General features: G+C 66.7%; 25 protein-coding genes. 14 read left to right on the top strand and 11 right to left on the bottom strand.

Going from position 1 to position 24790, the window contains the following annotated elements:
• The first annotated feature begins 103 nt into the window (after window positions 1-103).
• Window positions 104-337, top strand: coding sequence for a zinc-finger domain-containing protein (locus C8J47_RS14095; RefSeq protein ID WP_093398825.1), 234 nt, complete (start codon window positions 104-106; stop codon window positions 335-337).
• A gap of 18 nt (window positions 338-355) precedes the next feature.
• Window positions 356-1783, top strand: coding sequence for a metalloprotease TldD (tldD, locus tag C8J47_RS14090; RefSeq protein WP_121886145.1), 1428 nt, complete (start codon window positions 356-358; stop codon window positions 1781-1783).
• On the opposite strand, the gene C8J47_RS14085 is transcribed toward tldD, so the two are convergent.
• Window positions 1780-2070 carry a CcdB family protein gene (locus C8J47_RS14085; RefSeq protein ID WP_121886144.1) on the bottom strand — a complete coding sequence of 97 codons (291 nt, stop codon included), beginning with the start codon at window positions 2068-2070 and terminating at the stop codon, window positions 1780-1782. The genes tldD and C8J47_RS14085 overlap by 4 nt on opposite strands.
• Window positions 2071-2316, bottom strand: coding sequence for a type II toxin-antitoxin system CcdA family antitoxin (locus C8J47_RS14080; protein ID WP_060523794.1), 246 nt, complete (start codon window positions 2314-2316; stop codon window positions 2071-2073).
• 49 nt (window positions 2317-2365) lie between these two features.
• Here C8J47_RS14080 and C8J47_RS14075 point away from each other — a divergent pair, with 49 nt between their 5' ends.
• Both C8J47_RS14075 and C8J47_RS14070 read left to right on the top strand, forming a co-directional pair.
• On the top strand, window positions 2366-2926 hold the full coding sequence (locus C8J47_RS14075) for a pyridoxamine 5'-phosphate oxidase family protein (RefSeq protein WP_121886143.1): 561 nt from the start codon (window positions 2366-2368) through the stop codon (window positions 2924-2926).
• On the top strand, window positions 2923-3120 hold the full coding sequence (locus C8J47_RS14070; RefSeq protein WP_056057596.1) for a DUF2007 domain-containing protein: 198 nt from the start codon (window positions 2923-2925) through the stop codon (window positions 3118-3120). The genes C8J47_RS14075 and C8J47_RS14070 overlap by 4 nt, the downstream gene beginning before the upstream one ends.
• 215 nt (window positions 3121-3335) lie before the next feature.
• On the opposite strand, the gene C8J47_RS14065 is transcribed toward C8J47_RS14070, so the two are convergent.
• From C8J47_RS14065 to C8J47_RS14050, 4 genes are all read right to left on the bottom strand, one after another.
• Complete coding sequence (locus tag C8J47_RS14065; protein WP_121886142.1) at window positions 3336-4664, bottom strand: sorbosone dehydrogenase family protein; 1329 nt, start codon at window positions 4662-4664, stop codon at window positions 3336-3338.
• 79 nt (window positions 4665-4743) lie between these two features.
• Window positions 4744-5643, bottom strand: coding sequence for a hemolysin family protein (locus C8J47_RS14060; RefSeq protein ID WP_121886141.1), 900 nt, complete (start codon window positions 5641-5643; stop codon window positions 4744-4746).
• A gap of 8 nt (window positions 5644-5651) precedes the next feature.
• Window positions 5652-6173, bottom strand: a complete 522-nt coding sequence (ybeY, locus tag C8J47_RS14055) for an rRNA maturation RNase YbeY (protein WP_121886261.1) — start codon at window positions 6171-6173, stop codon at window positions 5652-5654.
• 72 nt (window positions 6174-6245) lie between these two features.
• Window positions 6246-7136: a LysR family transcriptional regulator gene (locus C8J47_RS14050; protein WP_121886260.1), complete on the bottom strand. Its 891-nt coding sequence runs from the start codon at window positions 7134-7136 to the stop codon at window positions 6246-6248.
• Between the two features lie 238 nt (window positions 7137-7374).
• Between C8J47_RS14050 and C8J47_RS14045 the strand changes: the two genes are divergently transcribed.
• Together C8J47_RS14045 and wrbA are read left to right on the top strand one after the other, a co-directional pair.
• Window positions 7375-8094, top strand: a complete 720-nt coding sequence (locus C8J47_RS14045; RefSeq protein WP_121886140.1) for a pirin family protein — start codon at window positions 7375-7377, stop codon at window positions 8092-8094.
• A 116-nt stretch (window positions 8095-8210) separates the two neighbouring features.
• Window positions 8211-8813, top strand: a complete 603-nt coding sequence (gene wrbA / locus C8J47_RS14040) for an NAD(P)H:quinone oxidoreductase (protein ID WP_121886139.1) — start codon at window positions 8211-8213, stop codon at window positions 8811-8813.
• 150 nt (window positions 8814-8963) lie between these two features.
• Here wrbA and C8J47_RS14035 read toward each other — a convergent pair whose 3' ends face one another.
• The 3 genes from C8J47_RS14035 to C8J47_RS14025 form a co-directional block, all read right to left on the bottom strand.
• Window positions 8964-9974, bottom strand: coding sequence for a PhoH family protein (locus C8J47_RS14035; protein ID WP_121886138.1), 1011 nt, complete (start codon window positions 9972-9974; stop codon window positions 8964-8966).
• Between the two features lie 403 nt (window positions 9975-10377).
• Entirely contained in the window at window positions 10378-11706 is a 1329-nt protein-coding gene (gene miaB / locus C8J47_RS14030) for a tRNA (N6-isopentenyl adenosine(37)-C2)-methylthiotransferase MiaB (protein WP_121886137.1), read from the bottom strand.
• 202 nt (window positions 11707-11908) lie between these two features.
• Window positions 11909-14824 (bottom strand): pitrilysin family protein, encoded by a 2916-nt coding sequence (locus C8J47_RS14025; RefSeq protein ID WP_121886136.1) that lies wholly within the window; start codon window positions 14822-14824, stop codon window positions 11909-11911.
• 166 nt (window positions 14825-14990) lie between these two features.
• Between C8J47_RS14025 and C8J47_RS14020 the strand changes: the two genes are divergently transcribed.
• The 8 genes from C8J47_RS14020 (at window position 14991) to C8J47_RS13985 (ending at window position 20755) form a co-directional block, all read left to right on the top strand.
• The gene (locus C8J47_RS14020) at window positions 14991-15716 is read left to right on the top strand and encodes an aspartyl/asparaginyl beta-hydroxylase domain-containing protein (protein WP_121886135.1); all 726 of its coding nucleotides are present in this window, start codon (window positions 14991-14993) and stop codon (window positions 15714-15716) included.
• Between the two features lie 137 nt (window positions 15717-15853).
• Complete coding sequence (locus C8J47_RS14015) at window positions 15854-16867, top strand: patatin-like phospholipase family protein (RefSeq protein ID WP_183129113.1); 1014 nt, start codon at window positions 15854-15856, stop codon at window positions 16865-16867.
• 199 nt (window positions 16868-17066) lie between these two features.
• Window positions 17067-17639, top strand: coding sequence for a NifU family protein (locus C8J47_RS14010; RefSeq protein WP_056050182.1), 573 nt, complete (start codon window positions 17067-17069; stop codon window positions 17637-17639).
• On the top strand, window positions 17639-18232 hold the full coding sequence (locus tag C8J47_RS14005) for a malonic semialdehyde reductase (RefSeq protein ID WP_121886133.1): 594 nt from the start codon (window positions 17639-17641) through the stop codon (window positions 18230-18232). Before C8J47_RS14010 ends, C8J47_RS14005 begins: the two co-directional genes overlap by 1 nt.
• A 202-nt stretch (window positions 18233-18434) precedes the next feature.
• Entirely contained in the window at window positions 18435-19052 is a 618-nt protein-coding gene (gene tsaB / locus C8J47_RS14000) for a tRNA (adenosine(37)-N6)-threonylcarbamoyltransferase complex dimerization subunit type 1 TsaB (protein ID WP_121886132.1), read from the top strand.
• Window positions 19052-19540: a GNAT family N-acetyltransferase gene (locus tag C8J47_RS13995; RefSeq protein WP_121886131.1), complete on the top strand. Its 489-nt coding sequence runs from the start codon at window positions 19052-19054 to the stop codon at window positions 19538-19540. Before tsaB ends, C8J47_RS13995 begins: the two co-directional genes overlap by 1 nt.
• A 74-nt stretch (window positions 19541-19614) precedes the next feature.
• The gene (locus C8J47_RS13990) at window positions 19615-20037 is read left to right on the top strand and encodes a Fur family transcriptional regulator (protein WP_056047123.1); all 423 of its coding nucleotides are present in this window, start codon (window positions 19615-19617) and stop codon (window positions 20035-20037) included.
• Window positions 20038-20068: 31 nt separating this feature from the next.
• The gene (locus C8J47_RS13985) at window positions 20069-20755 is read left to right on the top strand and encodes a 1-acyl-sn-glycerol-3-phosphate acyltransferase (RefSeq protein WP_259467558.1); all 687 of its coding nucleotides are present in this window, start codon (window positions 20069-20071) and stop codon (window positions 20753-20755) included.
• Window positions 20756-20996: 241 nt separating this feature from the next.
• On the opposite strand, the gene C8J47_RS13980 is transcribed toward C8J47_RS13985, so the two are convergent.
• Window positions 20997-22784 carry a long-chain fatty acid--CoA ligase gene (locus C8J47_RS13980; RefSeq protein WP_121886129.1) on the bottom strand — a complete coding sequence of 596 codons (1788 nt, stop codon included), beginning with the start codon at window positions 22782-22784 and terminating at the stop codon, window positions 20997-20999.
• Window positions 22785-22947: 163 nt separating this feature from the next.
• Window positions 22948-24684, bottom strand: coding sequence for a gamma-glutamyltransferase (ggt, locus tag C8J47_RS13975; protein WP_183129112.1), 1737 nt, complete (start codon window positions 24682-24684; stop codon window positions 22948-22950).
• Window positions 24685-24790 lie beyond the last annotated feature (106 nt).

Genomic DNA, 24790 nt, shown 5'->3' with positions numbered 1-24790 from the left:
CGCGCCTTTGCGCCTTCGCGTGAACCATCTTCTGTCGCAGGGGCAACGGACGCGGTTGGAAGAACCAATTGCCCGGCCGGCGTGCGCTTGCTATCGCGCCCTCATGCATCCGCCGCTCGAAACCACCCGCGTCACCCACGCCCGCGTCGCCTGCGACGGCGCCACCGACATTCCCGGCGGCGCAGCGCTCGGCCACCCGCGCGTCTGGTTGCAGATCGATGAGACCGGTTATGTCGATTGCGGCTATTGCGACCGTCGCTTCATCCTCGTCGGCGGTGCCGCCGATGGCGCGGACCAGGCGACTTTGCGCGATCACGGGGATGGCGCAGGGCGCTAAGCCTCTTATATCTATCGGATGACGATAGCAGCAGACCCCCGTTCGTTCCTCTACCGCGATACCCTGGACCCCGAACAGGCGCAGGCACTGACCGCCAAGGCGCTTGGCAAGGCCGATGACGGCGAGCTTTATCTTCAGTACCGCAAAGCCGAGGCGTTCGGCTTCGACGACGGCCGGCTGAAAACCGCCTCTTACGATACGAGCTCCGGCTTCGGCCTGCGCGCGGTATCGGGCGAGATGACCGCGTTCGCGCATTCGAACGAGATGACCCCCGCCGCGATCCGTCGTGCCGCCGAGACGATGGCGCTGATCGAACCGGGTGTCGCCGCGAAGGCCGGCCCGCCGCAGGGCACCAACCAGCGCCGCTACACCGCCGCCGATCCGCTCGACTTCGTGCCGTTCGCCGACAAGGTGAACCTTTGTCAGACGATTGATGCCGCCGCGCGCGCTCGCGATCCTCGCGTCGCGCAGGTATCGGTCAGCTTGTCCGGCACGTGGTCGGTGGTCGAGATCGTCCGCGCGGATGGCTTCGTCGCGACCGATGTGCGGCCGTTGGTCCGCCTCAACGTTTCGATCGTCGCCGAGCAGAACGGCCGCCGCGAGACGGGCAGCTATGGGATCGGCGGCCGTTATCTCTACAACGACCTGTTCGAGCCCGCGACGTACAACCGTGCGATCGACGAGGCGCTATCGCAGGCGTTGGTGAACCTCGACTCGATCGCCGCCCCCGCCGGCGAGATGACCGTGTTGCTCGGCAACGGCTGGCCCGGCATTCTGCTGCACGAGGCGATTGGCCACGGCCTCGAGGGCGATTTCAACCGCAAGGGCACGTCGGCCTTCTCGGGTCGCATCGGCGAACGCGTTGCGGCCGAGGGCGTGACGGTGGTCGACGACGGCTCGCTCCAGGATCGCCGCGGGTCGCTGACGATCGACGACGAGGGCACGCCGACGCGCGAGACCGTGCTGATCGAGGACGGCATCCTCAAGGGCTATATGCAGGATCGCCTCAACGCACGGCTTATGGGCGTCGAGGCCACCGGCAACGGTCGGCGCGAAAGCTATGCGCACGCACCGATGCCGCGGATGACCAACACCTTCATGAAAGCCGGCAACGACGACCCGGCCGAGCTTTTGTCGCGCGTCAAGAAGGGTATCTTCGCCAAGGCGTTCGGCGGCGGGCAGGTCGATATCGTGTCGGGCAAGTTCGTATTCAGCTGCACCGAGGCGTATCTGATCGAGGACGGCAAGCTGGGCGCGCCGATCAAGGGCGCGACGCTGATCGGCGACGGTCCGAGTTCGCTGACCAAGGTGCGTGGTATCGGCAACGACTTCGCGCTCGACGAGGGTATCGGGATTTGCGGCAAGGGCGGGCAGTCGGTGCCGGCTGGTGTCGGCCAGCCGACGTTGCTGGTCGATGGGCTTACTGTCGGTGGGACGGCGGCCTAAAACCCAGAGATCAACATATCGAGCGCAGCCTTGATCTCGAACTGTGCTGCGTCGAGTGTCATGACGGTATCTTCGATATCGCGGACATCGATCGCCCGCGCTAGCGGCGTGATCATGGTCAGTGCGGTGCCGTCGATAACGAAGGTCGGCGTTAGCCTCCTGAGTGCGACGGTGTCGGTCGGGCGAAGCGGCACCACGAAGCGGGTCGGCAAATCAGCCAGAAGATCAGACTGACAATCGATCACCAGCACATTGCCGCGAACGCGGTAGACGTCGAACTGAGCCATTCAGAGCGACCGCAAATGGGCGAGCGGATCGCCGTTCTTTTCGTACCAGTGGTTCCAGCCCTCTATCGCCTCGCGATTTTCTTCCTTCCAGCGCCGCTCCTGTTCGACTTTCGTTGCGTGCCTGATCGCGTGTTCGCTGATCTGGGAGAGGTTGAGCCCTGCCTCCCGTGCCGCCGCTACGATGCCGGTATCGAGCGACATATTGACCGATTTACGCTTGCCGGTTGCGACGGGATCATGTTTCATGGGCATAGAGTATGCGCGTCGACGATGCGCGTCAATTCGGAGCCGAACGATGGACTTCTTCCCTGCGCTCACGGCCGAGCACCGCGCGTTCGTGATGCAGCAACCGGTATTCTTCGTTGCGACAGCCGCGGAAAGCGCGCGGATCAATCTTAGTCCGAAGGGCATGGACAGTTTTCGCGTACTCGATCCGAAGACGGTCGCGTATCTCGATGTCGGCGGGTCGGGGAACGAGACGAACGCGCATCTGGGCGCCGATGGTCGCATCACGATCATGTTCTGTGCGTTCGACCAGCCCGCGTTGATCTTCCGCATTTATGGCAAGGGCCGCGCGGTGTTGCCGCAGGATGACGGCTGGGCTGACCTCTACGCGCAGTTCAAGCCGTTGCCTGGCACGCGGCAGATTTTCGTGATCGCGGTCGACGAGGTGCAGACGAGTTGCGGGTGGGGCGTGCCGTTCATGACGCTAGACCGCGAGCGGCAGACCTTGTCGAAATACCACGCCAGGCAAACCGACGCCGAACGGATCGAGGAATTGGCGGGGCCAGTCGCGAGCATCGACGGCTTGCCGGTGCGGCTCGGCACCGTCCTGCCGGACCGCGTCGGGGCATGAGCCTGGTCGAACTGGGGCGGTACGGCCGCAACGAGGCGCATATCATCGTCGGGCGGCTGGAGAGCGAAGGCATCCCCGCGATCGCGTTCGATGGCGGGATGTCGATCATGGAGGGCAGCTGGCTGCTGATCCCGGTTCGCGTGATGGTCGACGAGGACGATCTCGACGAGGCTCGGGGGATTTTGGCGGGGTGAGCGGGGCTTGAAGCGCTGGCAGGAAACCGCCGACCTAGCCCCGGATCGTCATTCCCGTGCAGGCGGGAACCCATACTGGCAATGCTCGCGAGTCAATCGACAACCCTTGAGTTTCTGGATCCCCGCCTTCGCGGGAATGACCAGCAGTTGGTGATCGTGCGAGCTGAATTACAAGAATATTGGAGGGCAGAGTCGTGGTCCGCCCTCCGCCAAGATCACCCCCCGGCGCTGACCCGCCAGATTGCGTTGCCGACGTCGTCCGCGACCAGCAGCCCACCGGTCTTGTCGGTGATGACGCCGACCGGGCGGCCCTGCGCGTCGCCGTCTTTGTCCAGGAAACCGCCGAGCACGTCGACCGGCTTTGCGTTCGCGGCCGGGAAGCCGGTGTCGCCGAACGGCACGTAGACGACCTTGTAGCCCGACACCGGCTTGCGGTTCCACGAGCCATGCTCGCCGACGAACGCGCCGTTGGCGAACTTCGCGCCAAGCTTCGCATCCGCGGAGAAGGTCAGGCCGAGCGCGGCGACGTGTGGTCCGAGTGCGTAGTCGGGGCGCTTGGCGTATTGTTGGAGCGCGGGGTTCTTTGGCTCGACGCGGGTGTCGGGATAGCCGCCCCAATAATACCAGGGCCAGCCGAAGTTATCGCCGAACTCGACCTGCGTCAGGTAATCGGGCGCGAGGTCGGAGCCGAGCATGTCGCGCTCGTTGACGACGGTCCACAGGCCGCCCGACTTGGGATTGATCGCCATGCCGTTGGGGTTGCGCAGGCCGGCGGCGTAGATCCGCCAGTTCTTGTCCTTCGGCCAGACCTGCAGGATGTTGGCGCGGTATTTCTCGGCATCCATGCCGTTCTCGGCGATGTTCGACGACGAGCCGACGCCGACATACAATGTCTTACCGTCCGCCGCGGCAATGACGTTGCGCGCCCAGTGGTTTCCGCCGGGGTTGAGCTTGATGACGAGCTCGGGCTTGGCGGTGATCTTGGTCTGACCGTCGACATAGGGCACGCGGACGAGTGCGTCAGTGTTGCCGATGTAGAGCTGGCCGTCGAGCAGCGTCATGCCGAACGGCGAGTTGAGACCGGTCATGAACACCGACTTCGTTTCCGCCACGCCGTCGCCGTTCGCGTCGCGGAGCAGCGTGATGCGGTTGGCCGACGGCACGCCGGCACCGGCGCGGCCCATCAGCACCTTCATCACCCAGCCGGTGATCCCGCCGCCCTCGCGCGGGGGCGAATTCGTCTCGGCGACCAGTACGTCGCCGTTGGGGAGGCGGTACATCCAGCGCGGGTGGTCGAGCCCCGTCGCGAACGGCTGGACCTTGAGGCCCGCGGCGGGCGTCGGCATCGCGCCGTTCTGCCAGCCGACGACCTTCGCGACCTTGACGGTCGGGATCGTCTGGATGCGCGGATCGGTGATCTTGGGCAGCTTGCCGGCGACCTGGTCGACCGATAATTCCGCCGTGTCGGGCCAAGCGAGATAGGTGACGCCCGCGGCGATCACGAGCAGGATCAGCCCGAGGACGATGAGGATATGTTTGCGCATGAAGGGAAGTTAGAACGGCGGCAGAGCCGGGGCAATGGATCATGGGCAAAAGGCCCGTCGATCCATTGCAGAGGCTGTATCAGTCGTCGTCCTCGGCGGGCACCACCGGCGGATGCAGGCGCAGGCGATTGATACGGCGTTCGTCGGCGTCGATGATCTCCAGCTTCCAGCCGCTCGGATGATCGACGCATTCGCCGATCTGCGGGACATGCCCCGCCAGAAGCGCCGCGAGCCCGCCCAGCGTGTCGATATCGCCGTCGACCTCCGCCAGACGCGGATCGATCAGTTCTGCGGCATCCTCCAGCTCGGCACGCGCGTCGGCATCCCAGGCGCCGCCTTCGATCGGCGTCATCAGCACCTGTGGCGCCTCGTCATGCTCGTCCTCGACCTCGCCGACGATCTCCTCGATCAGGTCCTCGAACGTCACCAGACCCTCGGTGCCGGAATATTCGTCGAGCACGATCGTCAGGTGGACGTGCTTCTGCCGCATGTCCGCGAGCAGATCGAGCGCACCGCGCGACATCGGCGCGTAGAGCGGTTCGCGGATCAGTCCGGCGATCGAGGTCGGATGCTCGGCGCCGGTCGCGAGGATGTTGAAGACGTCCTTGATGTGGACCATGCCGATGATCGTATCGAGGTTGTCGCGGTACACCGGTAGCCGGCTATGGCCCGCTTCGGCGAACAGCTTGACGAGATCGGCAAACGGCGTGTCCTCCTCGACCGCGATGATGTCCGCACGGGGCACGCCGACGTCGCCGGCATCGCGCTCGCTGAAGTGCAGCAGGTTGCGGACCATCTGGCGCTCGAGCGGGGTGAGATCGCCCTTCGCATCGGGGGCGGGATCGCCCTCGTGCCGGTCGATCGCATCCTCAAGCTGGTCGCGGAGGGATTCGTCTTGAGCACCGAAGATCAGGCCCTTGAGCCCGCGCCAGATACTGTCGCTACTATCGCCGTTACCGGCATTGGGGCCATCGGCCATCGTGGTCGTCAGTCCTCTGTTATCAGGTAAGGGTCGTGGAGACCGAGCGCCGCGAGCGCATCGCGCTCGATCTGCTCCATGCCCTCGGCCTCATCGTCGTCGATATGGTCATAACCTAGCAGATGCAGCGTGCCGTGCACCATCAGATGCATCGCATGATCCTCTACCGAGATATTGCGCTCGGCCGCTTCCGCGACGCAGACGCCGTGCGCGAGGATGATGTCGCCGAGGAGGACTTCGCCATCGTCTGAATTCTGACTGACCGTGGCGAGCAGGTCGGGCTGGACCATCGGGAAGGACAGGACGTTGGTCGGCTTGTCCTTCTGGCGATAGTGCTTGTTGAGGGTGTGGACCTCGTCGTCCGACGCCAGCCGGATCGAGATCTCGACCGTCGCCGCGCTGGTCAGCAGTTCGCCGTGCGGAGTCCGCTGGATCGCTGCCGTTGCTGCGCGCAGGGCGAGCGCGTCCCAATCCTGCTCAGGGCCCTGGCCCGGCCAGGGGGCGTCGGAAGAAAGTGCGATTTCGAGCATGCAGGCCTTTCGGGGCGAAAGCGTCAGGACGAAAGCATTACCCGCGAACGGAAGTTCCACGCCAGCGCATTTCTATCGATCGCGCAGGCGGCTCCCGAGGAATTCGATCAGCGCCTCGACTCTGGCCGGCCGCAACGGGCTGGGCGGAGTCAGCAGATGAAGGCCGATCGGCGCGGGTGCCCAATCGTCGAGGATCGTCACCAGCGCGCCGCTCGCGAGATGCGCATTGACGATGAAGTCGGGCAGCCGCGCGATGCCGAGGCCGGCGATCAGCGAGGGAATGATCGCTTCGCCGCTGTTCGCGGTAAGCTGGCCCTGCGTGCGTACCGAGACGTCCGCGCCGTCGGGGCCGTGAAAGCGCCAGGGCCCGACCACATTGGAATAGCCGAACAGCTTATGCTCGCCGAGTTGCGCCGGATGCGTCGGCGTTCCGTGCGCCGCCAGATAACGCGGTGCGGCAACGAGATGCGCCTGGATCGTGCACAGGCGGCGCGCGCGCAGCGAACTGTCGGGCAGCTCGGCGATCCGCAACGCGACGTCGAACCCCTCCGCGACGATATCGACGCGCGCGTCGGACAGATGCAGGTCGACCTCGATCCCGGGGTGCGCGGCGAGAAACTCGGCCAGCAACGGCGCGACGTTGGTGATCCCGAAGCTCATCGGTGCGGCAAGGCGGACGCGCCCGGTCGGGGCACTGGCCGCGTCGTTGGCCGATTCCTCCGCGAGCCGCGCTTCGGCGAGGATTCGGGCGGCATGTTCGGCGAGCGGCTTACCCGCCTCGGTCAGCGCAAGCCTGCGCGAGGTTCGGTGGAACAGCGACTGGCCGAGATGCGCTTCAAGCCGCGTGATCGCCTTCGACACGGTCGCCTTGCTAAGACCCACCGCGTCGGCGGCGGCGCTGAACGAACGATGCTCCACCACACTGGCGAAGATCGCCCAGGCTTCGAGATCGGGCAGGCGCATGAGGAGCTCCGCAAACATCAGAAATATACCACCCCGGCGAAGGCCGGGGCCCAATTGGGAGGCATCAATAACGAAGCGCAGTCCTTCGTTATGTCGACCTTGCCAGTTGGGCCCAGGCCTTCGCCGGGGTGGTGGATCAGCTTGTCAGCATGCTAGCACCGAAACGATCGGTTTCCACCGTTTCTATTTACGCGGCGATCCGCGCGCCTATCTTGGGATCAACCAGTGGAGACATCTCATGACGACCACGACGCTCAGCAAAGTAGACCGCCGCGCCTTCGACAGCCTCGGCCATGTCGATCACGGCTGGCTCAACGCGCGCCATCATTTCTCGTTCGCCAGCTATTACGATCCCGCGCGGATGGGCTGGGGCGCGATCCGGGTGTGGAACGACGACCAGATCGCCGCCAATTCGGGCTTCCCGCCGCATCCGCATCAGGACATGGAGATCATCACCTATGTCCGCAGCGGTGCGATCACGCATCAGGATTCGCTCGGCAACAAGGGCCGCACCGAGGCGGGTGACGTCCAGGTGATGAGCGCCGGCACCGGCGTCCGCCATGCCGAGTATAATCTCGAGCCAGAGACGACGACGATCTTCCAGATCTGGATCGAGCCGTCGCGTAAGGGCGGCGCGCCGAGCTGGGGCGCCAAGCCGTTTCCCAAGGGCGAGCGCTCGGGCCAGTTCGTGACGCTCGCCAGCGGGTTCGAGGGTGATGGCGATGCGCTGCCGATCCGCGCGAATGCCCGCGTGCTGGCGGCGACGCTCAAGGCCGGCGACAGCGTCGACTATGCGATCGGCGAAGGCCGCCACGTCTATCTGGTGCCCGCGACCGGTGCGATCACGATCGGCGACGACGCCTTTGCCGCACGCGACGGAGCGGCGCTCACGGGCGGCCAGACGGTGACGATCACGGCACAGGACGACGCCGAGATCGTTCTCGTAGACTCGGAATAATACTCCCCTCCCGCTTGCGGGAGGGGTTGGGGAGGGGCTTCCTGCCTCGACCCCGCCCGGAACTTCCCTCCCCTAACCCCTCCCGCAAGCGGGAGGGGAACTCGAAGGAAACGCATATGACCAAGGTTCTCGTGCTCTATTACTCGTCCTACGGCCACATCGAGCAGATGGCCGACGCCGTCGCCGAGGGCGCGCGGGCCGGGGGTGCCGACGTCGATATCCGCCGCGTCGCAGAGACCGCACCGCAGGCCGTCATCGAGGCCGCGCACTTCAAGACCGATACCGCGCACGCCGAGATCGAAGGCCCCGCCGCGCTCGAACACTATGACGCGATCATCGTCGGCGCGCCGACCCGCTTTGGCCGGATGCCCGCGCAGATGGCGCAGTTCTGGGACACGACCGGTGGCCAGTGGTTCTCGGGCGCCTTGGTCGGCAAGGTCGGCGGTGCCTTCACCTCGACCGCGAGCCAGCATGGCGGCCAGGAGACCACCTTGTTCTCGATCATCACCAACCTGCTGCATCACGGTATGACGATCGTCGGGCTCGACTATGGCTTCCAGGCGCAGATGGGCGTCGACGCGGTCAAGGGCGGCTCGCCCTACGGCGCGACGACGATCTCGGACGGCGACGGCAGCCGCATGCCGAGCAAGGAAGAGCTGGACGGTGCGCGCTACCAGGGCAAGCGCATCGCCGAGACGGCTGCCAAGCTGAAGGGCTGACCTGCGTAGGGAATACCCAAGGTCCTAATCCTCCGTCATGCCGGGCTTGTTCCGGCATCCACCGTTCCGCAAAATCGACAGAGATGATTTCGCGGAACCGTGGACCCCGGAACGAGCCCGGGGTGACGGAGTAGTTTGGATATGGCCGCGTTAGATTTGGTCGTCCTTGCCTTCGTACGCCTCAACGACGCGCCCGACGATCGGATGGCGGACCACGTCGCCGACGGTAAAGCGGCACATCGAGATGCTCTCGAGCCCTTCCAGTCGCCGGACCGCATCGCCCAATCCCGACGCCGCGACTCCGCCCGGAATATCCACCTGTTTCGGATCGCCGCAGATCACCATCCGGCTGTTCTGGCCGAAACGTGTCAGGAACATCTTCATCTGCGCGGGCGTGGTGTTCTGCGCTTCGTCGAGGATCACGAACGCATCCGCCAGCGTTCGCCCACGCATGAACGCGATAGGCGCGACCTCGATCTCGCCACTGGCGATACGGCGCTCGACCTGCTCGGCGGGGAGGCAGTCGTACAGTGCATCGTAGAGCGGGCGCAGATACGGATCGACCTTCTCCTTCATGTCGCCGGGCAGGAACCCGAGCCGTTCGCCCGCTTCGACCGCGGGGCGCGACAGGATCAGCCGCTGGACGCTGCCGGTGATGAGCTGCTGCACCGCCTGCGCGACGGCCACATAGGTCTTGCCCGTCCCTGCCGGCCCGAGCGCGAAGATCATGTCGTTGTTGGCGAGCTCGCGCATGTAGTGCGCCTGCGCCGGCGTGCGCGGGACGATCGTCTTCTTGCGCGTCCGGATCATGATCGGCGGCGCGCCACCGCCACCCGCATCGGCGCGGATGATGCCCTCGAGCACGGGCTCGTCCGCCATCGCGATCGACGCGTCGACGAGCCCGGTGTCGACGTCCTCACCGCGCTGGATCCGGGCGTAGAGATCGTGGAGCACGTCGCGCGCCTTGGCGACCTGTTCGGCGGTGCCCTCCAGGCCGATCTTGTTCCCTCGCGCGGTGATGTAGACGCCGAGGCGATTTTCGAGCGCTACCAGGTTCTGGTCGTACTGGCCGAACAGCCGGACGAGCAATTGGGGCTTGTCGAACAGCAGCTCGACTCGGGCGCGGTCACCGGACTGGGCGGGAACGGGTTTACGGCTCATACGGTCCTTTCAGGGTGTCAAAAGTTACGCCTGGAAGCGTCGAACCGTAACCTTTGAAAGGAAGATGAGCATCGCGGGCGACGCGTTCAAGCCGCGCCGGAGCGCTGGCTGAGAGATGATTCGAGTCGCGTGGGCGAAGCTGCATCGGGGGCGAGTGTGACAGGCGATCCGGATGTAGGACAGCGAAATCGCGGCGGTTCGCGCGGAGGTTCGATACGATCTTCACCGGGCCCGACAGGCCCCGATCAAAAGTCGGATATCAGCAGACAATCGTTCCCGTCATCCTGACGAAAGTCAGGATCCAGAGCCGCACAAGGCGCCCTCGGTTACCCTGGATCCTGACTTTCGTCAGGATGACGGGGGGTGGAAAGGGGCGCGTGGACGATCACCAACCGTCCCGTCGTTACGCCGCCTCGCGCACGCGCTCCACGCCGGTCAGCGAATTGGGTCCGGCAGCGGCCAGCGTTACCTCCACCAAGTCGCCGATCGCGTGGTCGCCGATCAGGTGGACCGATTGCAGCCACGGCGACTTGCCGATCAGCTGCCCCGGCAGTTTCCCCGTACGCTCCAGCAGGACCGAGCACGTACGCCCGACGGTGGCGGCGTTGAAGGCGTGCTGGTCGCGGTTAAGCGCCGCCTGGAGGCGCTGGAGGCGCTCGTCCATCACAGCTTCCGGAACCTGTTCGACGATCGACGCCGCCGGCGTACCGGGGCGGGGGCTGTATTTGAAGCTGTACGCCTGTGCATAGCCGACCGCGTCGACCAGGCTCAGCGTGTCCTCGAACTCGGCGTCGGTCTCGCCGGGGAAACCGACGATGAAGTCGCCCGACAGCGCGATGTCGGGGCGCACCGCGCGGACCCGGTCGAGCAGGCGGAGGTAGGAGTCGCGGGTGTGGCTCCGGTTCATCGCCTTCAGCACGCGGTCGCTGCCGGACTGGACGGGCAGATGGAGGAACGGCATCAGGCTATCGATATCGCGGTGCGCGTCGATCAGGCCCTGCGTCATGTCGTTGGGGTGGCTGGTGGTGTAGCGGATCCGCGCGAGGCCGGGGATGCGGTCGAGGTCGCGGATCAGGTCGTGCAGGCCGCGCTCGTCTTCCGACCAGGCGTTGACGTTCTGGCCAAGCAGCGTGATCTCACGCGCACCGGCATCGACCAGCGCCTTCGCCTCGTCGACGATCGCCGCAAACGGTCGGCTGATCTCCGCGCCTCTCGTGTAGGGCACGACGCAATAGGTGCAGAACTTGTCGCACCCTTCCTGCACGGTGAGGAACGCCGAGGGCGCGACCTTCCGCCGCGCCGGCAGCGCGCCGAACTTCGACAGCAGCGGCATGTCGGTGTCGAGCGACGGCGTGCCCGCGGCGGCTTTCGCGACGAGGTCGGGCAGGTTGTGATACGCTTGCGGGCCGACGACGATGTCGACCTTGGCGCGGGTGAAGATCTCCTCGCCCTCGGCCTGCGCGACGCAGCCGGCTACCGCGATCATCGGCGTCTTGCCGGACTTGCGGCGCTGGTCCTTCCGCAGCCGGCCGATGTCCGAATAGACCTTTTCGGTGGCGCGTTCGCGGATGTGGCAGGTGTTGAGGACGACGACGTCGGCATCGACCGCATCGGCCTGCGTCAGGCCCTGGGCGGCCATCAGTTCGGCCATGCGCTCGCCGTCATAGACGTTCATCTGGCAGCCGAACGACTTGACGTGGAAGGTTTTGGGGAAGGTTTCGGGAGGGGACATGCCGAGCCCCTACCAAATTTGCGCGCAAGTGGGGAGGGGGCTCTCTAACCCCTCTCCCCGACGGGGAGAGGGAGGGGCCCGCCCGCTCTTGCGGGTGGGAGGGTGAGGGGTGTGAGACTCGGACCGTTCATCCCAAAGCCCCTCACCCTTCCGTCGCCAAGCGGCTCCTCCCTCCCTCTCCCCGTGGGGGAGAGGGACTAGTTCACTTCTTCGTGGCGGCGGGCACGACCGCCATCGTCCAGTCCTTCTCCGGCCGCAGGTATTTTGCCGCCGTCGCCTGCAACTCCACCGGCGTGGTGGCGACCAAGTCCGAAGCGATCCGCTGCGTCGCCGCGATCCGGCGCGGATCGAACGTCGCGCCGCCGAGCTGCTGCAACCAGAACTGGTTCCCGGTCGAGGCGCGCAGGATATACTGCCCCATCGGCTTCTTGATCCGGTCCAGCTCGTCCGCCGCGATCGGCGTCGACACCAGCTCCGCCGCGATCTGCCGCGCGATCTGGAAGAAAAACGACACCTTGTCCGGCGCCACCTGCCCGATCGCGACCATCCGGCCACCGGTGTTCATGCCCACCGGCCACTGGCTCGACACGTTGGGGCTGTAGCTCGCGCCCGCCGCCTGCCGCAGCCGCTCGAACAGTCGGTCGCTGAACACCTGCGCCAGCACGTCGAGACGCCGCGCCTCGACGATGTTGTCGATCCCGCCACCCGTCGGCCAGGCGATCACCGCCGCCGCCTGGTTCTCGGGGCCGGTATGCGCACGCATCACCGGCGTCGTGTTGTGCGCGGGGAAGCCGACCGGCGCACCGACCGTCGACACCGCCGTCCGCGGCGCCATCGCCCCGAACGTCTTCGCCACCGCGGCGATCGCATCCTCGGTCTTCACGTCGCCGAAGATCGAGACCTCGATCGGCCCGGTCTTCAGGATCGGCTCCCAGAACGCGCGGAAGTCCTTCGCGTTCAGCGCCTCGACGGTCGCCTTCGACGGCGTGCCCCAACGCGGATCGCCCGCGCGCAACAGGCCTTCGAGGTCGCGCGACAGCACGCCGTCAGGCGACGAATCATAGCCCGCGAACCCCGCCAGCGCGGCAACACGCGCCCGCGCCACCGGTGCCGGATCCCAGGCCGGGAACGTCAGTTTGGCAGCCATCAGCCGCAACTGATCCGCGTAATCCGCGGGCGACGTGATCGCATTCAGCGTGAACGCATCGTCGTCGATCCCGAAGTCGAGACCGATCCGACGCCCCGCCGTCAACTGATCGAGATCGCCCTGGTCGAGCTTGCCGATACCCCCTGCGACCAGCGCGAGATCGCCCGCCCAGGCCGGCGTCGGCCGGTTCGACGGGATCGCGGTATAGCCGCCGCCGAACCGCACGCGGACATAGACGCGCCCGGTCTCGCCCGAATTGGGGAACAGCAGCACGCGCGTGCCGTTGGCGAAGTTCACCTGCTCCATGTCGAACGCGGCGATCTTCTCGCGGCTCGCGACGACGCCCGGCCTGCCGAGCGACGGCAACTTCGAGAAATCGACCGCGGCCTGCGCACGGCGCTTGCCGGCCAGCCCCGACACGTCCGCCTTCAACGCGGTTGCCAGCTTCGTCGCGGCGCCGGCATCGGGCGTCTGCGTATTGACGAGCGCGCGCGTGATGCCTTCGAAGATCGCCTTGCTCGATGCGAGCAGCGTGGCGGGCGTGAACATGCCCTTCGCCTTGGCGTCCTGCAAAATCTTGTACGACGTCTCCGGCCCCGCGACCGTCTCGCGGATGTCCAGCGCGCTGGCCATATCGTCGGCCTGCTTCGATCCCGCCTCGACCTTGGCGGTCTCGACGCTGGTCCGCATGATCGTGTCGAAATCGGCATATTCGCGGTCGACTTCGGCCTGGCTCGGCGCGTTGGTCTGCGCGTCGGCGATCACCGCGCGCACGTCCTTCAACGCCGCTTCCCAGTCGGTCCCGATCGGCACGATGTTGACGCTCGTCAGGTTTGCCGACCGCGACACGTCGTCGATCGACACGCCCGCCTGCAGGAAGCTTCCGCCCGCCCGTGCACGCGTTTCAAGGCGGCGGCTGATCAGCCGCGTCGCGAGCACGTCGACCAGCCGCTTCTGGTTCATGATCGCCGTGTCGTCCTTATACTCCCACGGACGGACGACGCCGAGCGTGACCACCGCCGGGATGGCCGGCTCGGCGATCGACGCGGCGACCGGCGCCTTGGGATCGGGCTTGCCGAAGCTGGGCGTAGGCGTGAACGGGTCGGTACGCTTCCAGTCCGCGAAGTTCTTGGCGATCAGCCGCCCGAACAGCGCCGGGTCCATGTCGCCCGAGATGATGACGACGGTGTTCTCCGGCCGATACCAGCGATCGTGGAACGCCTTCACAGTGGCGCCGGTCGCCGCCTCCAACGTCTTGATATTGCCGATCGGCGAGCGATCCGCGAGCGGCTGTCCGGCGAAGAACGTCGCGCGGATCGCATCGCCGAACCGCACCTGCGGCCCCGGCTGCTCGCGCTGTTCCGCCAGCACGACGGGGCGCTCGGCGGTGACCGACGCATCGGTGATCGTCGGCTTCTCCATCATGCCCGACATGATCTTGAGACTCTCGTCGAGCCCGGTTTCGGTCGCCGAGGGCAGGTCGAGCTTGAAGGTGGTCGAGGTCGGCGTGGTCTGCGCGTTGGTGTCCGACCCGAAGGTCGCGCCGAACCGCTGCCAGACACGCTTCGCCTCGCCGTCCGGCACGTATTCGGAGCCGCGGAAGGTCAGGTGCTCGATGAAATGCGCGAATCCCCGTTCGCTGTCGGTCTCGTTGAGCGACCCCGCATCGATCCGCACGCGCACCGACACCTGCCCGGGCGGTACGCCGTTCTTGCGCACCGCAAAGCGCATGCCGTTGGGCAGCGTGCCGAACTTCCACTCGGGATCGCGCGTGAGATCGCTGCCCTTGTAGAGCCACGCGGTGGTGTCGATCCCGGTCAGTTCGGGAAGCGTCGGCGCTTCCTTGCCACCGTCCGTAGCGGGCGTGGAGGCGGCCTGCTGCGTCGCCATCTGCCCACTCGCCGGAATAGCGAGGCCGAGCACGAGGGGAAGCAGGATGGGAGCGCGGTACAGGCGCGGAAAGGATAGCATCGTGCATCTCTAGCGCCCCCGCGCGCGCATCGCCAGCGTTGCGCCTCAGATGGCCAGCGCCAGCCTCAGTCGGCCGCCGCGGCGCCATCATTTCGTCCAACACCTGCGGTATGTCGCATTCCAACACGGGGATCGGCGCGGGGACGTGCCGATATGCAGGGTAGCGATGACGGTCGGAGCCGAACTGGGGCAGTCTTCATTGTGGCGGGATTCGGGCGGGTCGGGCGTACGGCGGCGCGTTCGCGTTCCCGATGTGAACGTCATCTCCAGCGCGTCGACCGCGGGCAAAGCCGACCGCCCGCTAGTTGCCCGTATCGGCGAGCATTTGAGTCGCGCGTTCGACTATGTGATCGCGTCGTCGTCGCTGGTCGCCAACGATCCGGTGCTCGACGTTCGCGACTTCCCATGGACCGCGGGGTTACGCGACAACTGGGCGGCGATCCGCGAAGAAGCCATCCGCCTCGCGCGGCCAGCCGGGGCATTGCCCGGCGGCGCGACGATCGAGCACACGCTCGCGCGCTGCCCGCATACGGCGGTCGCGGTCGCGCGTATCCCCGGTCTCCACAGCGCGTCCTTTTCGACCCTCGCACCCGGCGCGCACATTCCCGAGCGCCGCGGCGCGACCAAGGGCCTGATCACCTGCCACCTCGGCCTGATCATCCCGCGCGACGGCGACGTGCGGATGCGAGTCCACGACCGCACCGTTCGCTGGGCCGAAGGCGAGACGCTGGTGTTCGACGACACGTATCGCCACGAGGTGTGGAACGACACGAACGGTACGCGGGTGGTGTTGCTGATCCGGTTCGAGCGGCCGCTGCGCAATCCTGGCAAATGGATTGCAGACATGGTCCTGCGCGTCGCCCGCCGCTCTGATCCAGCCCGACTATCCTGATCTCCCAGCTACAGACGTGACGCATAGCCGATCGAACCAAACCGGACCGGTCTTTGCAAACCGAGCGGCCGTTTGCTGATACGCCGTACTGGTGGGGAGAAATGGCCGTGGCCAAGGATCGCGCGACACCGAGATACATGCTGACGATCGATGGCGGTGGGATACGCGGGCTGATCCCCGCGCTGATCCTCGCCGAACTTGAGAGTCGGATCGAACGGCCGCTGTGCGAGTGCTTCGACCTGATCGCGGGCACCTCGACCGGTGGGATCATCGCCGCCGGCCTCACCGCGCCGAGCCAGGCGGACAAGACCAGGGCGGCGTGCACGGCCAGCGATCTGGTCGATTTCTACCGCACCGACGGCAAGCGGATATTCCCGCATATTCTCGGCCTGTCGCAGCGGCTGCCGGGCTTCCCCTACAGCGCCCGCCCGCTCGAAAAGATTCTCGCCGCGCGGATCGGTACGACCGCGACGACGCGCGACGCGCTGACCAACATCGTCATTCCGGCCTATGACATGATCGGGCGCAAGGCCGTCTTCATGGCGGGCGGTCCTGATTACCCCGTGGACCCGGCAAAACCCGAGCGCGTCTTCCCGCTGCATGTCGCGGCGCGCGCGACCTCTGCGGCGCCGACCTTCTTTCCCCCCGCCGCCATCCCCGCGACCGCGGGAGTCGGCTCGGTCAGGGCGGAACCCGCGCTGCTGCTGATCGACGGCGGCGTCTTCGCCAACGACCCGACGATCGCGGCGATCATCGAGGCGCGCAAGCTAGGCTGGCATCTGGGCGATCTGGAAATCCTTTCGCTCAGCACCGGGGCCTCCGATCGGCCCTACAAATCCGCGGGCCACTGGTCGATCTTCGGCTGGGTCAATCCGCTACGCCGCGTGCCGATCTTCTCGATCCTGATGCAGGCCGGCTCGAGCACGATATCGTACCAGGCCCGAGAGCTGGCGAGCAGCGGCAATTATGATCGCGCCGATATCCCGCTCACTCTTAATGGGGGCGGGCTGGACGATGCCAGCCCCGAGCATCTCGCCGAGCTGACGGGGCTGGCCAAGACATGGATAGGTGAGAACGAGGATGTCCTTGCGCGCTGGGCCGCCAAACTCAGCCCCAAGCGGTCCGACCCCTCGCTCCCCCTCGCGGCCTAGTCTGTCGGATACCAACACCGCCGCATATCTGCCGCACAGTGATGCCTGATCCGGTGCGAGATCCCCGGCACGGGAGCCACGACGCGAGAGCCCTGGCGTAGGAACCCCGGCGCGGCAACAAAGCGGTGCTCGGCGCCCGAAAGAAACCGTTTCCCGTTCCGCGCTTGATCCCTCGCGCCCGCCGGGCCACATGACCCTCATGCTGATCGAAACGGAATCCACCCCGAACCCCTCGACGTTGAAGTTCCTGCCGGGACGCACTGTCATGGACGCCGGCACGCGCGACTTCGCCACCCCCGAGGAGGCTGAGACCAGTCCGCTGGCCGAGGCGATTTTCAACCTCGGCGACGTGACCGGCGTGTTCTTCGGCCGCGATTTCGTGTCCGTGACCGCCGGGCCGGGGGTCGCCTGGTCGGACCTCAAGCCCGACGTGCTCGCGATCCTTCTCGATCACTTCTCCGCCGCGATGCCGCTGTTCAAGCCCGCGCGCGCCGGCTTCTCGGTGCCGTCCGACGAGCCGGCGCTGTCGGACGATCCCGCCGATGCCGACATCGTCGCGCAGATCCGCGAGCTGATCGACACGCGCGTGCGACCTGCGGTGGCGAACGACGGCGGTGACATCGTCTATCGCGGCTTCGACAAGGGCAAGGTGTTCCTCCAGCTCCAGGGCGCCTGCGCCGGCTGCCCGTCGTCGAGCGCCACGCTCAAGAACGGCATCGAGCAGCTGCTGAAATACTACGTCCCCGAAGTCACCGAAGTGAGAGCCGTCTGATGCGTCAGAAACTCGACGACACCATCCTCGACGCCGTCTTCCGCGATGCCCGCAGCTACAACGGCTACACGGATCAGCCGGTCGCAGAGTCCGAGCTGCACGCGATCTGGGACCTGATGAAATGGGGCCCGACCTCCGCGAACCAGTTGCCCGCGCGCCTGATCTGGGTGATCAGCGACGAGGCCAAGCAGAAACTTGCCGACGCCTGCAGCGCGCAGAACCAGCCGAAGATCCTCAACGCTCCCGTGTCGGTGATCATCGGCATGGACACCAATTTCCACGAACACCTGCCCGAGCTGTTCCCGCACGCAGACGCGAAGTCGTGGTTCGACGGCAATGCCGAACTGCGCGAGGCGTCTGCGTTCCGCAACTCGACGTTGCAGGGCGCGTATTTCATCATCGCCGCGCGGATGCTCGGGCTCGATACCGGGCCGATGTCGGGCTTCGACGCGGGCAAGGTCGATGCGGCGTTCTTCCAAGACACGCCCGCGGTGCGGACCAATTTCATCTCGACGCTAGGCCACGGCGATCCCGCGACGATCTACGCCCGCTCGCCCCGCCCCGACTTCGCGAAGTTCAACAGCATCGCTTGAGGCGGGATCTGCTCCCTCTCCCCTGCGGGGAGAGGGTCGGGGTGAGGGGCAGTTGGGGAGGACGGCGCTCGCGGCGCCCCCCCCCCCCCCCCCCCCCCCCCCGGGGGGGGGGGGGGGGGGGGGGGGGGGGCCAGTTGGGGAGGACGGCGCTCGCGGCGCCCCTCACCCTGCCCTCTCCCCTGAGGGGAGAGGGTAAGAAGTAATGCGCACGTTAGTCATCGAAACATCCACCACCGCCTGCTCGGTCGCCCTCCTCGAACACGGCGCCGTCATCGCCCGCGCGCACGAAGTCGTCGGCCGGGGCCACGCCGAGCGCCTGATCCCGATGATCGCCGAGCTCCCCAACGGTGGCCGAGCATACCGCATCATCGTCGATTGCGGCCCCGGCAGCTTCACCGGCGTCCGCGTCGGGATCGCCGCCGCGCGTGGCCTCGCGCTCGGCTGGAATGCGGAAATCGCCGGTTTTTCCTCGCTCCCGCTGATCGCCGCCGCCGGTTTCGCGGACCGCTTAACCGACGATATTGCGGTGATCATGGAAGGCGGGCATGGCGAGGTCTTCATGCAAGCGTTCTCCGCCGATCTGTCGCCGCGATCCGACATGGTATCGCTGAAGCCCGACGCCGCGCTCGCCGCGCTGGCAGGACTGCGTGCAGTCGGCAACGGCATCCGCTGGCTCGCCGCACTCGACGACGGCTTGGACCTCACCGAAGCACTTCCCGACGCTGCTTCCGCGATCCTGCTCCCATCAGAACTGACCACGCTAGCGCCAAGCCCGATCTACGGCCGCGCGCCTGACGCCAAGCCGTCGGTCCCGAAATAATGGCCACCCGCCAGGCCGCCACGCGCACCGTCACGCTCCGCACCGGAGACGCGCGCGATCTCGCAATCGTCGACGCGCTGATGATCGAGGCGTTCGACCCGCGCTACGGCGAGGCGTGGACGCGCAGTCAGTGCCTCGGCGTGCTCGCACTGACCGGCGTCCACCTCACGATCGCGTTCGTCGACGAATTCCCCGCCGGTTTCACGATGACGCGGTCGGTCGCCGACGAAGCCGAACTCTTGCTGATCGCGGTCGCGCCCGATTATCGCCGCCGTGGCGTCGGCACCGCGTTGATCCGCGCCGCCATCGCCGAGTGCTCGGTCGGCGCTATCGCCAAGCTCCATCTCGAAGTCCGCGCCGGCAACGACGCGGTCAAGATGTACGACGCGCACGGCTTCACCAAGGTTGGCGAACGCCGGGCCTACTACCGCGGCAAGACCGGCGTCGCGTATGACGCACATACATATTCGAAAGATATCAACAGCTAAGGCTTATTGCGAGTCACTATCCCTTTTCGCAACAGCGCGGAGGCCCTACATGGCACTCAACGAGGGAATGACACATGCCGCGCAAGATCGATCTGGAAGCACTCTGCAACGAGAAGGGCCTGCGCATCACCGAGCAGCGCCGCGTCATCGCGCGCGTGCTGTCAGAGGCGGACGACCATCCCGACGTCGAGAAGGTCTATGAGCGCGCATCGCAGATCGACCCAGGCATCTCGATCGCGACGGTGTACCGCACGGTCCGGTTGTTCGAGGAAGCCGGCATCCTCGACCGCCACGATTTCGGCGACGGTCGTGCGCGCTACGAGCCCGCGCCCGAAGCGCATCACGATCACCTGATCGACGTCGAGAGCGGCAAGGTGATCGAATTCGTCGATCCCGAACTCGAGCAGTTGCAGAAGGCGATCGCGGAGAAGCTCGGCTTCCGGCTGGTCGACCACCGCATGGAACTCTACGGCGTCGCGCTCACCCGCAAGGACTGACGCGATCGGCCGAATCCGCTTTGGCGCGCGGTTGGCGGCGCTGCTGCTGGCGCTGGGGATCGCGCTGGCGCTGCACGGTACGTGGCGAGTGTTCGGGGCCAAATCGCCCTGGCCGCCTCGGTTTCTGGGACTGGTCGCCCGAATCGTCGGTGCGCGCGTGCGCGTCGTCGGAGCGCCGTTGCGCCACGACGTCGTCTTCGTCTCCAACCATTTGAGCTGGATCGACATCCTGCTGCTGTCGGGCGCGACCGGCAGCGCATTCGTCGCGAAGTCCGAGCTCCGCAGCGCGCCGCTTGTCGGCTGGCTGTGCACGCTCAACCACACCATCTTCGTCAGCCGCGGCGACCGCATGGCGGTGACCGCGCAGATCGCGCAGATCCGCGATGCGCTCGCCGCGGACTGGCCGGTGACGCTGTTTCCCGAGGGGACGACGGGCGACGGCGTTACTCTGCTGCCGTTCAAGGCGGCGTTGCTGGCCGCGTTGGACCCGCCGCCGCCCGGCGTGAAAGTCCAGCCGGTCCGGATCGATTACGGCGCTGCGACGAGCGAACTCGCCTGGGTCGGTGACGAGCCCGGGCAGCACCACGCTGCGCGCGTTCTGGAACGCAAGGGGACGTTCGTCGCGACGTTGCACTTCGCCGGGCCGTTCGATCCGGCCGAGTTTGGCGATCGAAAAGCCATCGCCGCTGAAGCGCGCCGCCGCATGGAAGCGCTCTAAGCGACCAACACAGACTGTTTCCCCGCGAAGGCGGGGACCCAAACTGGACTCCCGCCTTCGCGGGAGAACAAGGAGGGGAAGCCCCCACCCATCCTCAAACTCAAACACCACCCCGGCGAAGGCCGGGGCCCAATTGGGGGACAGTGCTAACGGCGGTTCGCGCGTTGTTACTGTGGCCTTGCCAATTGGGCCCCGGCCTCCGCCGGGGTGGAGCAGCTACCAGTCGGAACAGCCCGTAACCTCACCCCGAATACAAACCGTCCAGCCGCTCCCCATACGCCTGCTTCAAAACATGCCGCCGGATCTTCAAGCTAGGCGTCAACTGCTCGTTCTCGATGGTGAACGGCCCATCCGCGAGCACGAACCGCCGCACCCGCTCCGTCACCGTCAAATCCGCGTTCACCCGCTCGACCGCATGCCCGATCGCGGTCCGGAACTCGCTATTCTCCGCCAGTCGCGCAAAGCTGCACGCGTCGCCATTCCCCGCACACCATTCCTGCGTCCACTCGGGATCGGGCACGATCAGCGCGACCATGTACGGGCGCTTGTCGCCGGCGATCATCGCCTGCGCGATCTCGGGCTGGAGCGTGAGCATCCCCTCGACCTTTTGCGGGGCGACGTTCTCGCCTTTGTCGTTGATGATCAGATCCTTCTTGCGGTCGGTGATCCGGATCCGTCCGCGGTCGTCGATCTCGCCGATGTCGCCGGTGTGGAGCCAGCCGTCCTTCAACACCTTCGCGGTCTCGGCATCGTTGCGCCAATAGCCGTGCATCACGAGTTCGCCGCGCACCAGGATCTCGCCGTCCTCGGCGATCCGGACTTCGGTGTCGTTGAGCGCGGGGCCGACCGAGTCCATGCGGACGCCCGCCTTGGGGCGGTTGCACGAGATGACCGGCGCGGCTTCGGTCTGGCCATAGCCTTGCAGGAAGGTGAGCCCGAGCGCCTCGAAGAACAGGCCGACTTCGGGGTTGAGCGGCGCGCCGCCCGAGATCATCGCCTTCAGCCGGCCGCCGAACTTCTTCGAGATCTTCGGTTTGAACAGCGTCGCGACGGCAGCCTGCATCGGGCGGTCGATCAGGCGGAGTCGACCGGCATAGCGCTTGCCGCCGATGTCGAGCGCCTGGCGCAGGAGGTAGGCCGAGGCGCCGCCCTGTTTCTCGATCGTCTTCGAGATGCGCGTGCGGAGGACTTCGAACAGGCGGGGGACGACGAACATGATCGTCGGGCGCGTCTCCTCGATGTTGGCGGCGAGCTTTTCGAGGCCTTCCGCGTAGTAGATCTGGCCGCCGAGCGAGATCGGGAAATGCTGGCCGCCGGTGTGTTCATAGGCGTGGCTGAGGGGGAGGAACGAGAGGAAGACCTCGTCGTCCCAGCCGAAATCCTCCGAGATGACGGATGCGCACCCGGCGCAATTGTGGAGGATCGCGCCGTGGTGCTGCATCACGCCGCGTGGCGCGCCGCCGGTGCCCGAGGTGTAGATGATGCAGGCGAGGTCTTCGCGCGCGAAGTCGGCGCGGGCGGCGGCGGTTTCGGGCGCGGTCTGGTGCGCGGCGATCAGTGCGTGCCAGTTGTGGAAGTCGATCCCGGCGGGGACCTTCATGTCCTCGAACCCGATCACGGTCTGCGCCTGGTTGGAGCGGATGACGGCGGGGAGGAGGGTTTTCGCGAGCTTGGCGGTCGAGACGATGATCGCGCACGCGCCGGCGTTCTCGATGATGTGAAGGTGATCGCGCTCGGTGTTGGTGACGTAGGTCGGCACGGTGATGCACCCCGCCGCCATGATCGCGAGGTCGCTGAGGCACCATTCGGGGCGGTTCTCGGCGATCAGCATGACGCGGTCGCCGCGCTTCAGGCCGATCGCGATGAGCGCGGTGGCGAGGCTGGCTACCTGGCGCGCGGCTTCGGCCCAGCTGGTGGCGACCCACGTGCCGCTTGTTTTCGTCCAGAGGAACGGCGCGTCGCCTTTCTCGGCGGCGCGCGCGAAGAACATCGTGACGAGGTTCGGGAAGCGTTCGAGCTGGCGGGCCATTGTCTCTCCTGAACTGCTCTGCGAGCTTACCTTGGCGTGGGTGCTCGATCTTTGGGGGGGTATAGCCCGTTGCACTCTCACGCTCCAAGCCTGTTTCCCCGCGAAGGCGGGGACCCAGACTGGGCTCCCGCCTTCGCGGGAGAACAAGGAAGGGGCGGGCGGTTTACTCGGGTGCGCGCTGGAGAGCGCCAACGCGCTGGATTTGCGTCACGGTACCGTCCTCTGCGATCGAGACACCTTCGCTGCGGGGGTCTGCTGCGCCGACCCATTTGCCGCCTACGCGCTCGATCGCGTTTGCCTTGAGGCCTAGCGCTGCGACCTGGACCGTCTCGCCTAGCGCTTGCAACGCGGGGACCATCGCCTCGCGCTCGGTACCCTTCTCCGCAGCCGCAACGTGGCCCGGCGCATACAGCAGCCCGAGCGCGATGGAGTCCTGCGCGGACAATTTCCAGTCGACCACGCCGATGATCGCCTTCGCCACCTGCGCGATGATGGTCGAGCCGCCGGCCGCGCCGACCGCGAGGCGCACCTTCCCGTCGGGGCCGTAGACGATCGTCGGCGACATCGAGCTGCGTGGCCGCTTGCCACCCTCGACGCGGTTGGCGACCAGCGCGCCGTCCTTGACGGGGACGATGTCGAAGTCGGTGAGCTGGTTGTTGAGGACGGTCCCGTCGACGGTGATGCCGGAGCCGAAATAGCCCTCGACGGTGGTGGTCACCTCGACGACGTTGCCGCGGGCGTCGACCGTCGCGATGTCGGTGGTGCCGGGGACCTCGCTGACCGGTGCGCGGGTGCGTGCGGGGGCTCCGGGAGGCGAGCCGGCGGTGACGTTCGCCATTGTCTTCGCCGGCGAGATCAGTGCGGAGCGCGACGCGAGATACTTGGTGTCGAGCATGCCTTGCACCGGCACGCGGACGAAATCGGGATCGCCGACGTAGAGGTCGCGATCGGCATAGGCGAGGCGCGAGGATTCGGCGAACAGGTGCCAGGCCTGCGCGCTGTCCTTGCCGAGCTTGCCCATGTCGAAGCGTTCGAGCTGCTTCAGGATCATCAGCACGGTGATGCCGCCGGACGAGGGCGGGCCCATCCCGCAGACTCGGTAGACGCGGTATTTGACGCAGACCGGCGGGCGCGACTTGGCGTCGTAGCTGGCGAGATCGCCGAGCGTCATCTTCGACGGATTGCGCGCGGCGGTGTTGACCGCGGTGACGATCTTCTGCGCCTCGGGGCCGACGTAGAAGCTGTCGGGGCCCTGGGTGGCGATGCGCTGAAGGAGGGCGGCCTGGGCGGGGTTCTTGATCGTGGCTCCAATCGCGATCGGCGAGCCGTCGGGCGCGGAGAAGAGTCGCCGCGTCTCGGGCGTGATGTGATCGCCGTACGCTGCCATGCCGTTGACGAGCCGCGGTGAGGCCTGAAAACCGTTGGCTGCAAGTCGGATCGCGGGTGCGAAGAGTTGCGCCCAGGGGAGCTTGCCCGACGCGCGGTGCGCGAGCGCCATGCCGCGGAGCGCGCCGGGGATGCCGACGCTGCGCCCGCCGGGGACCGCGTCGCTGTGGCTGAGGGGGGTGCCGTCGGGGGCGTAGAACCAGCGGGCGGCGGCTGCGGCGGGCGCGGTCTCGCGCGCGTCGATCGTGCTGAGCGCGCCGCCGGCCGCGTGGGAGATCCAGAAGCTGCCGCCGCCGATCCCCGAGCTTTGCGGTTCGACGACGTTGAGGGCTAGCATGGTGGCGATCGCGGCGTCGGTGGCGCTGCCGCCGGCGCGGAGGATCTCGACGCCGGCGGCGGCGGCGCGGGGGTCTGCGGCGCTGACCATGCCTTGGTCTTTGGTTAGGGCGGGTTGGCGTGCCTCTACGGTGGCTGCGGGGACGAGGAGGGCGAGCGCTAGGAGGGAGGTCTTCATCGAGCGCGAGCCTAGCGTGGTTCGGGTATGAGGCAACCCGTCTCGCACCCTTGCGATCCCCCCCGGCAGGGGGAGGTGGCTGGCGCTTGCCAGACGGAGGGGGAGG

The sequence above is a fragment of the Sphingomonas sp. PP-F2F-G114-C0414 genome (genome assembly GCF_003688595.1).
Taxonomy (GTDB): Bacteria; Pseudomonadota; Alphaproteobacteria; order Sphingomonadales; family Sphingomonadaceae; genus Sphingomonas.
Note: the sequence above shows the minus strand (reverse complement) of the source record. Positions and strands in the feature narration are given on the sequence as shown.

Excerpts from the sequence above, each read along its gene's own strand:
- C8J47_RS14010 (WP_056050182.1), top strand. The coding sequence starts at position 17,067 with ATGCTGATCGAAACGGAATCCACCCCGAACCCCTCGACGTTGAAGTTC.
- C8J47_RS14020 (WP_121886135.1), top strand. The coding sequence starts at position 14,991 with ATGACGGTCGGAGCCGAACTGGGGCAGTCTTCATTGTGGCGGGATTCG.
- miaB (WP_121886137.1), bottom strand. The coding sequence starts at position 11,706 with ATGTCCCCTCCCGAAACCTTCCCCAAAACCTTCCACGTCAAGTCGTTC.
- C8J47_RS14065 (WP_121886142.1), bottom strand. The coding sequence starts at position 4,664 with ATGCGCAAACATATCCTCATCGTCCTCGGGCTGATCCTGCTCGTGATC.
- wrbA (WP_121886139.1), top strand. The coding sequence starts at position 8,211 with ATGACCAAGGTTCTCGTGCTCTATTACTCGTCCTACGGCCACATCGAG.
- C8J47_RS14085 (WP_121886144.1), bottom strand. The coding sequence starts at position 2,070 with ATGGCTCAGTTCGACGTCTACCGCGTTCGCGGCAATGTGCTGGTGATC.
- C8J47_RS14050 (WP_121886260.1), bottom strand. The coding sequence starts at position 7,136 with ATGCGCCTGCCCGATCTCGAAGCCTGGGCGATCTTCGCCAGTGTGGTG.
- ybeY (WP_121886261.1), bottom strand. The coding sequence starts at position 6,173 with ATGCTCGAAATCGCACTTTCTTCCGACGCCCCCTGGCCGGGCCAGGGC.
- C8J47_RS14005 (WP_121886133.1), top strand. The coding sequence starts at position 17,639 with ATGCGTCAGAAACTCGACGACACCATCCTCGACGCCGTCTTCCGCGAT.
- C8J47_RS14045 (WP_121886140.1), top strand. The coding sequence starts at position 7,375 with ATGACGACCACGACGCTCAGCAAAGTAGACCGCCGCGCCTTCGACAGC.
- C8J47_RS14075 (WP_121886143.1), top strand. The coding sequence starts at position 2,366 with ATGGACTTCTTCCCTGCGCTCACGGCCGAGCACCGCGCGTTCGTGATG.
- C8J47_RS13995 (WP_121886131.1), top strand. The coding sequence starts at position 19,052 with ATGGCCACCCGCCAGGCCGCCACGCGCACCGTCACGCTCCGCACCGGA.
- tldD (WP_121886145.1), top strand. The coding sequence starts at position 356 with ATGACGATAGCAGCAGACCCCCGTTCGTTCCTCTACCGCGATACCCTG.
- C8J47_RS14025 (WP_121886136.1), bottom strand. The coding sequence starts at position 14,824 with ATGCTATCCTTTCCGCGCCTGTACCGCGCTCCCATCCTGCTTCCCCTC.
- C8J47_RS14060 (WP_121886141.1), bottom strand. The coding sequence starts at position 5,643 with ATGGCCGATGGCCCCAATGCCGGTAACGGCGATAGTAGCGACAGTATC.
- C8J47_RS14070 (WP_056057596.1), top strand. The coding sequence starts at position 2,923 with ATGAGCCTGGTCGAACTGGGGCGGTACGGCCGCAACGAGGCGCATATC.
- C8J47_RS14015 (WP_183129113.1), top strand. The coding sequence starts at position 15,854 with ATGCTGACGATCGATGGCGGTGGGATACGCGGGCTGATCCCCGCGCTG.
- ggt (WP_183129112.1), bottom strand. The coding sequence starts at position 24,684 with ATGAAGACCTCCCTCCTAGCGCTCGCCCTCCTCGTCCCCGCAGCCACC.
- C8J47_RS14080 (WP_060523794.1), bottom strand. The coding sequence starts at position 2,316 with ATGAAACATGATCCCGTCGCAACCGGCAAGCGTAAATCGGTCAATATG.
- tsaB (WP_121886132.1), top strand. The coding sequence starts at position 18,435 with ATGCGCACGTTAGTCATCGAAACATCCACCACCGCCTGCTCGGTCGCC.
- C8J47_RS13980 (WP_121886129.1), bottom strand. The coding sequence starts at position 22,784 with ATGGCCCGCCAGCTCGAACGCTTCCCGAACCTCGTCACGATGTTCTTC.
- C8J47_RS13990 (WP_056047123.1), top strand. The coding sequence starts at position 19,615 with ATGCCGCGCAAGATCGATCTGGAAGCACTCTGCAACGAGAAGGGCCTG.
- C8J47_RS14095 (WP_093398825.1), top strand. The coding sequence starts at position 104 with ATGCATCCGCCGCTCGAAACCACCCGCGTCACCCACGCCCGCGTCGCC.
- C8J47_RS14035 (WP_121886138.1), bottom strand. The coding sequence starts at position 9,974 with ATGAGCCGTAAACCCGTTCCCGCCCAGTCCGGTGACCGCGCCCGAGTC.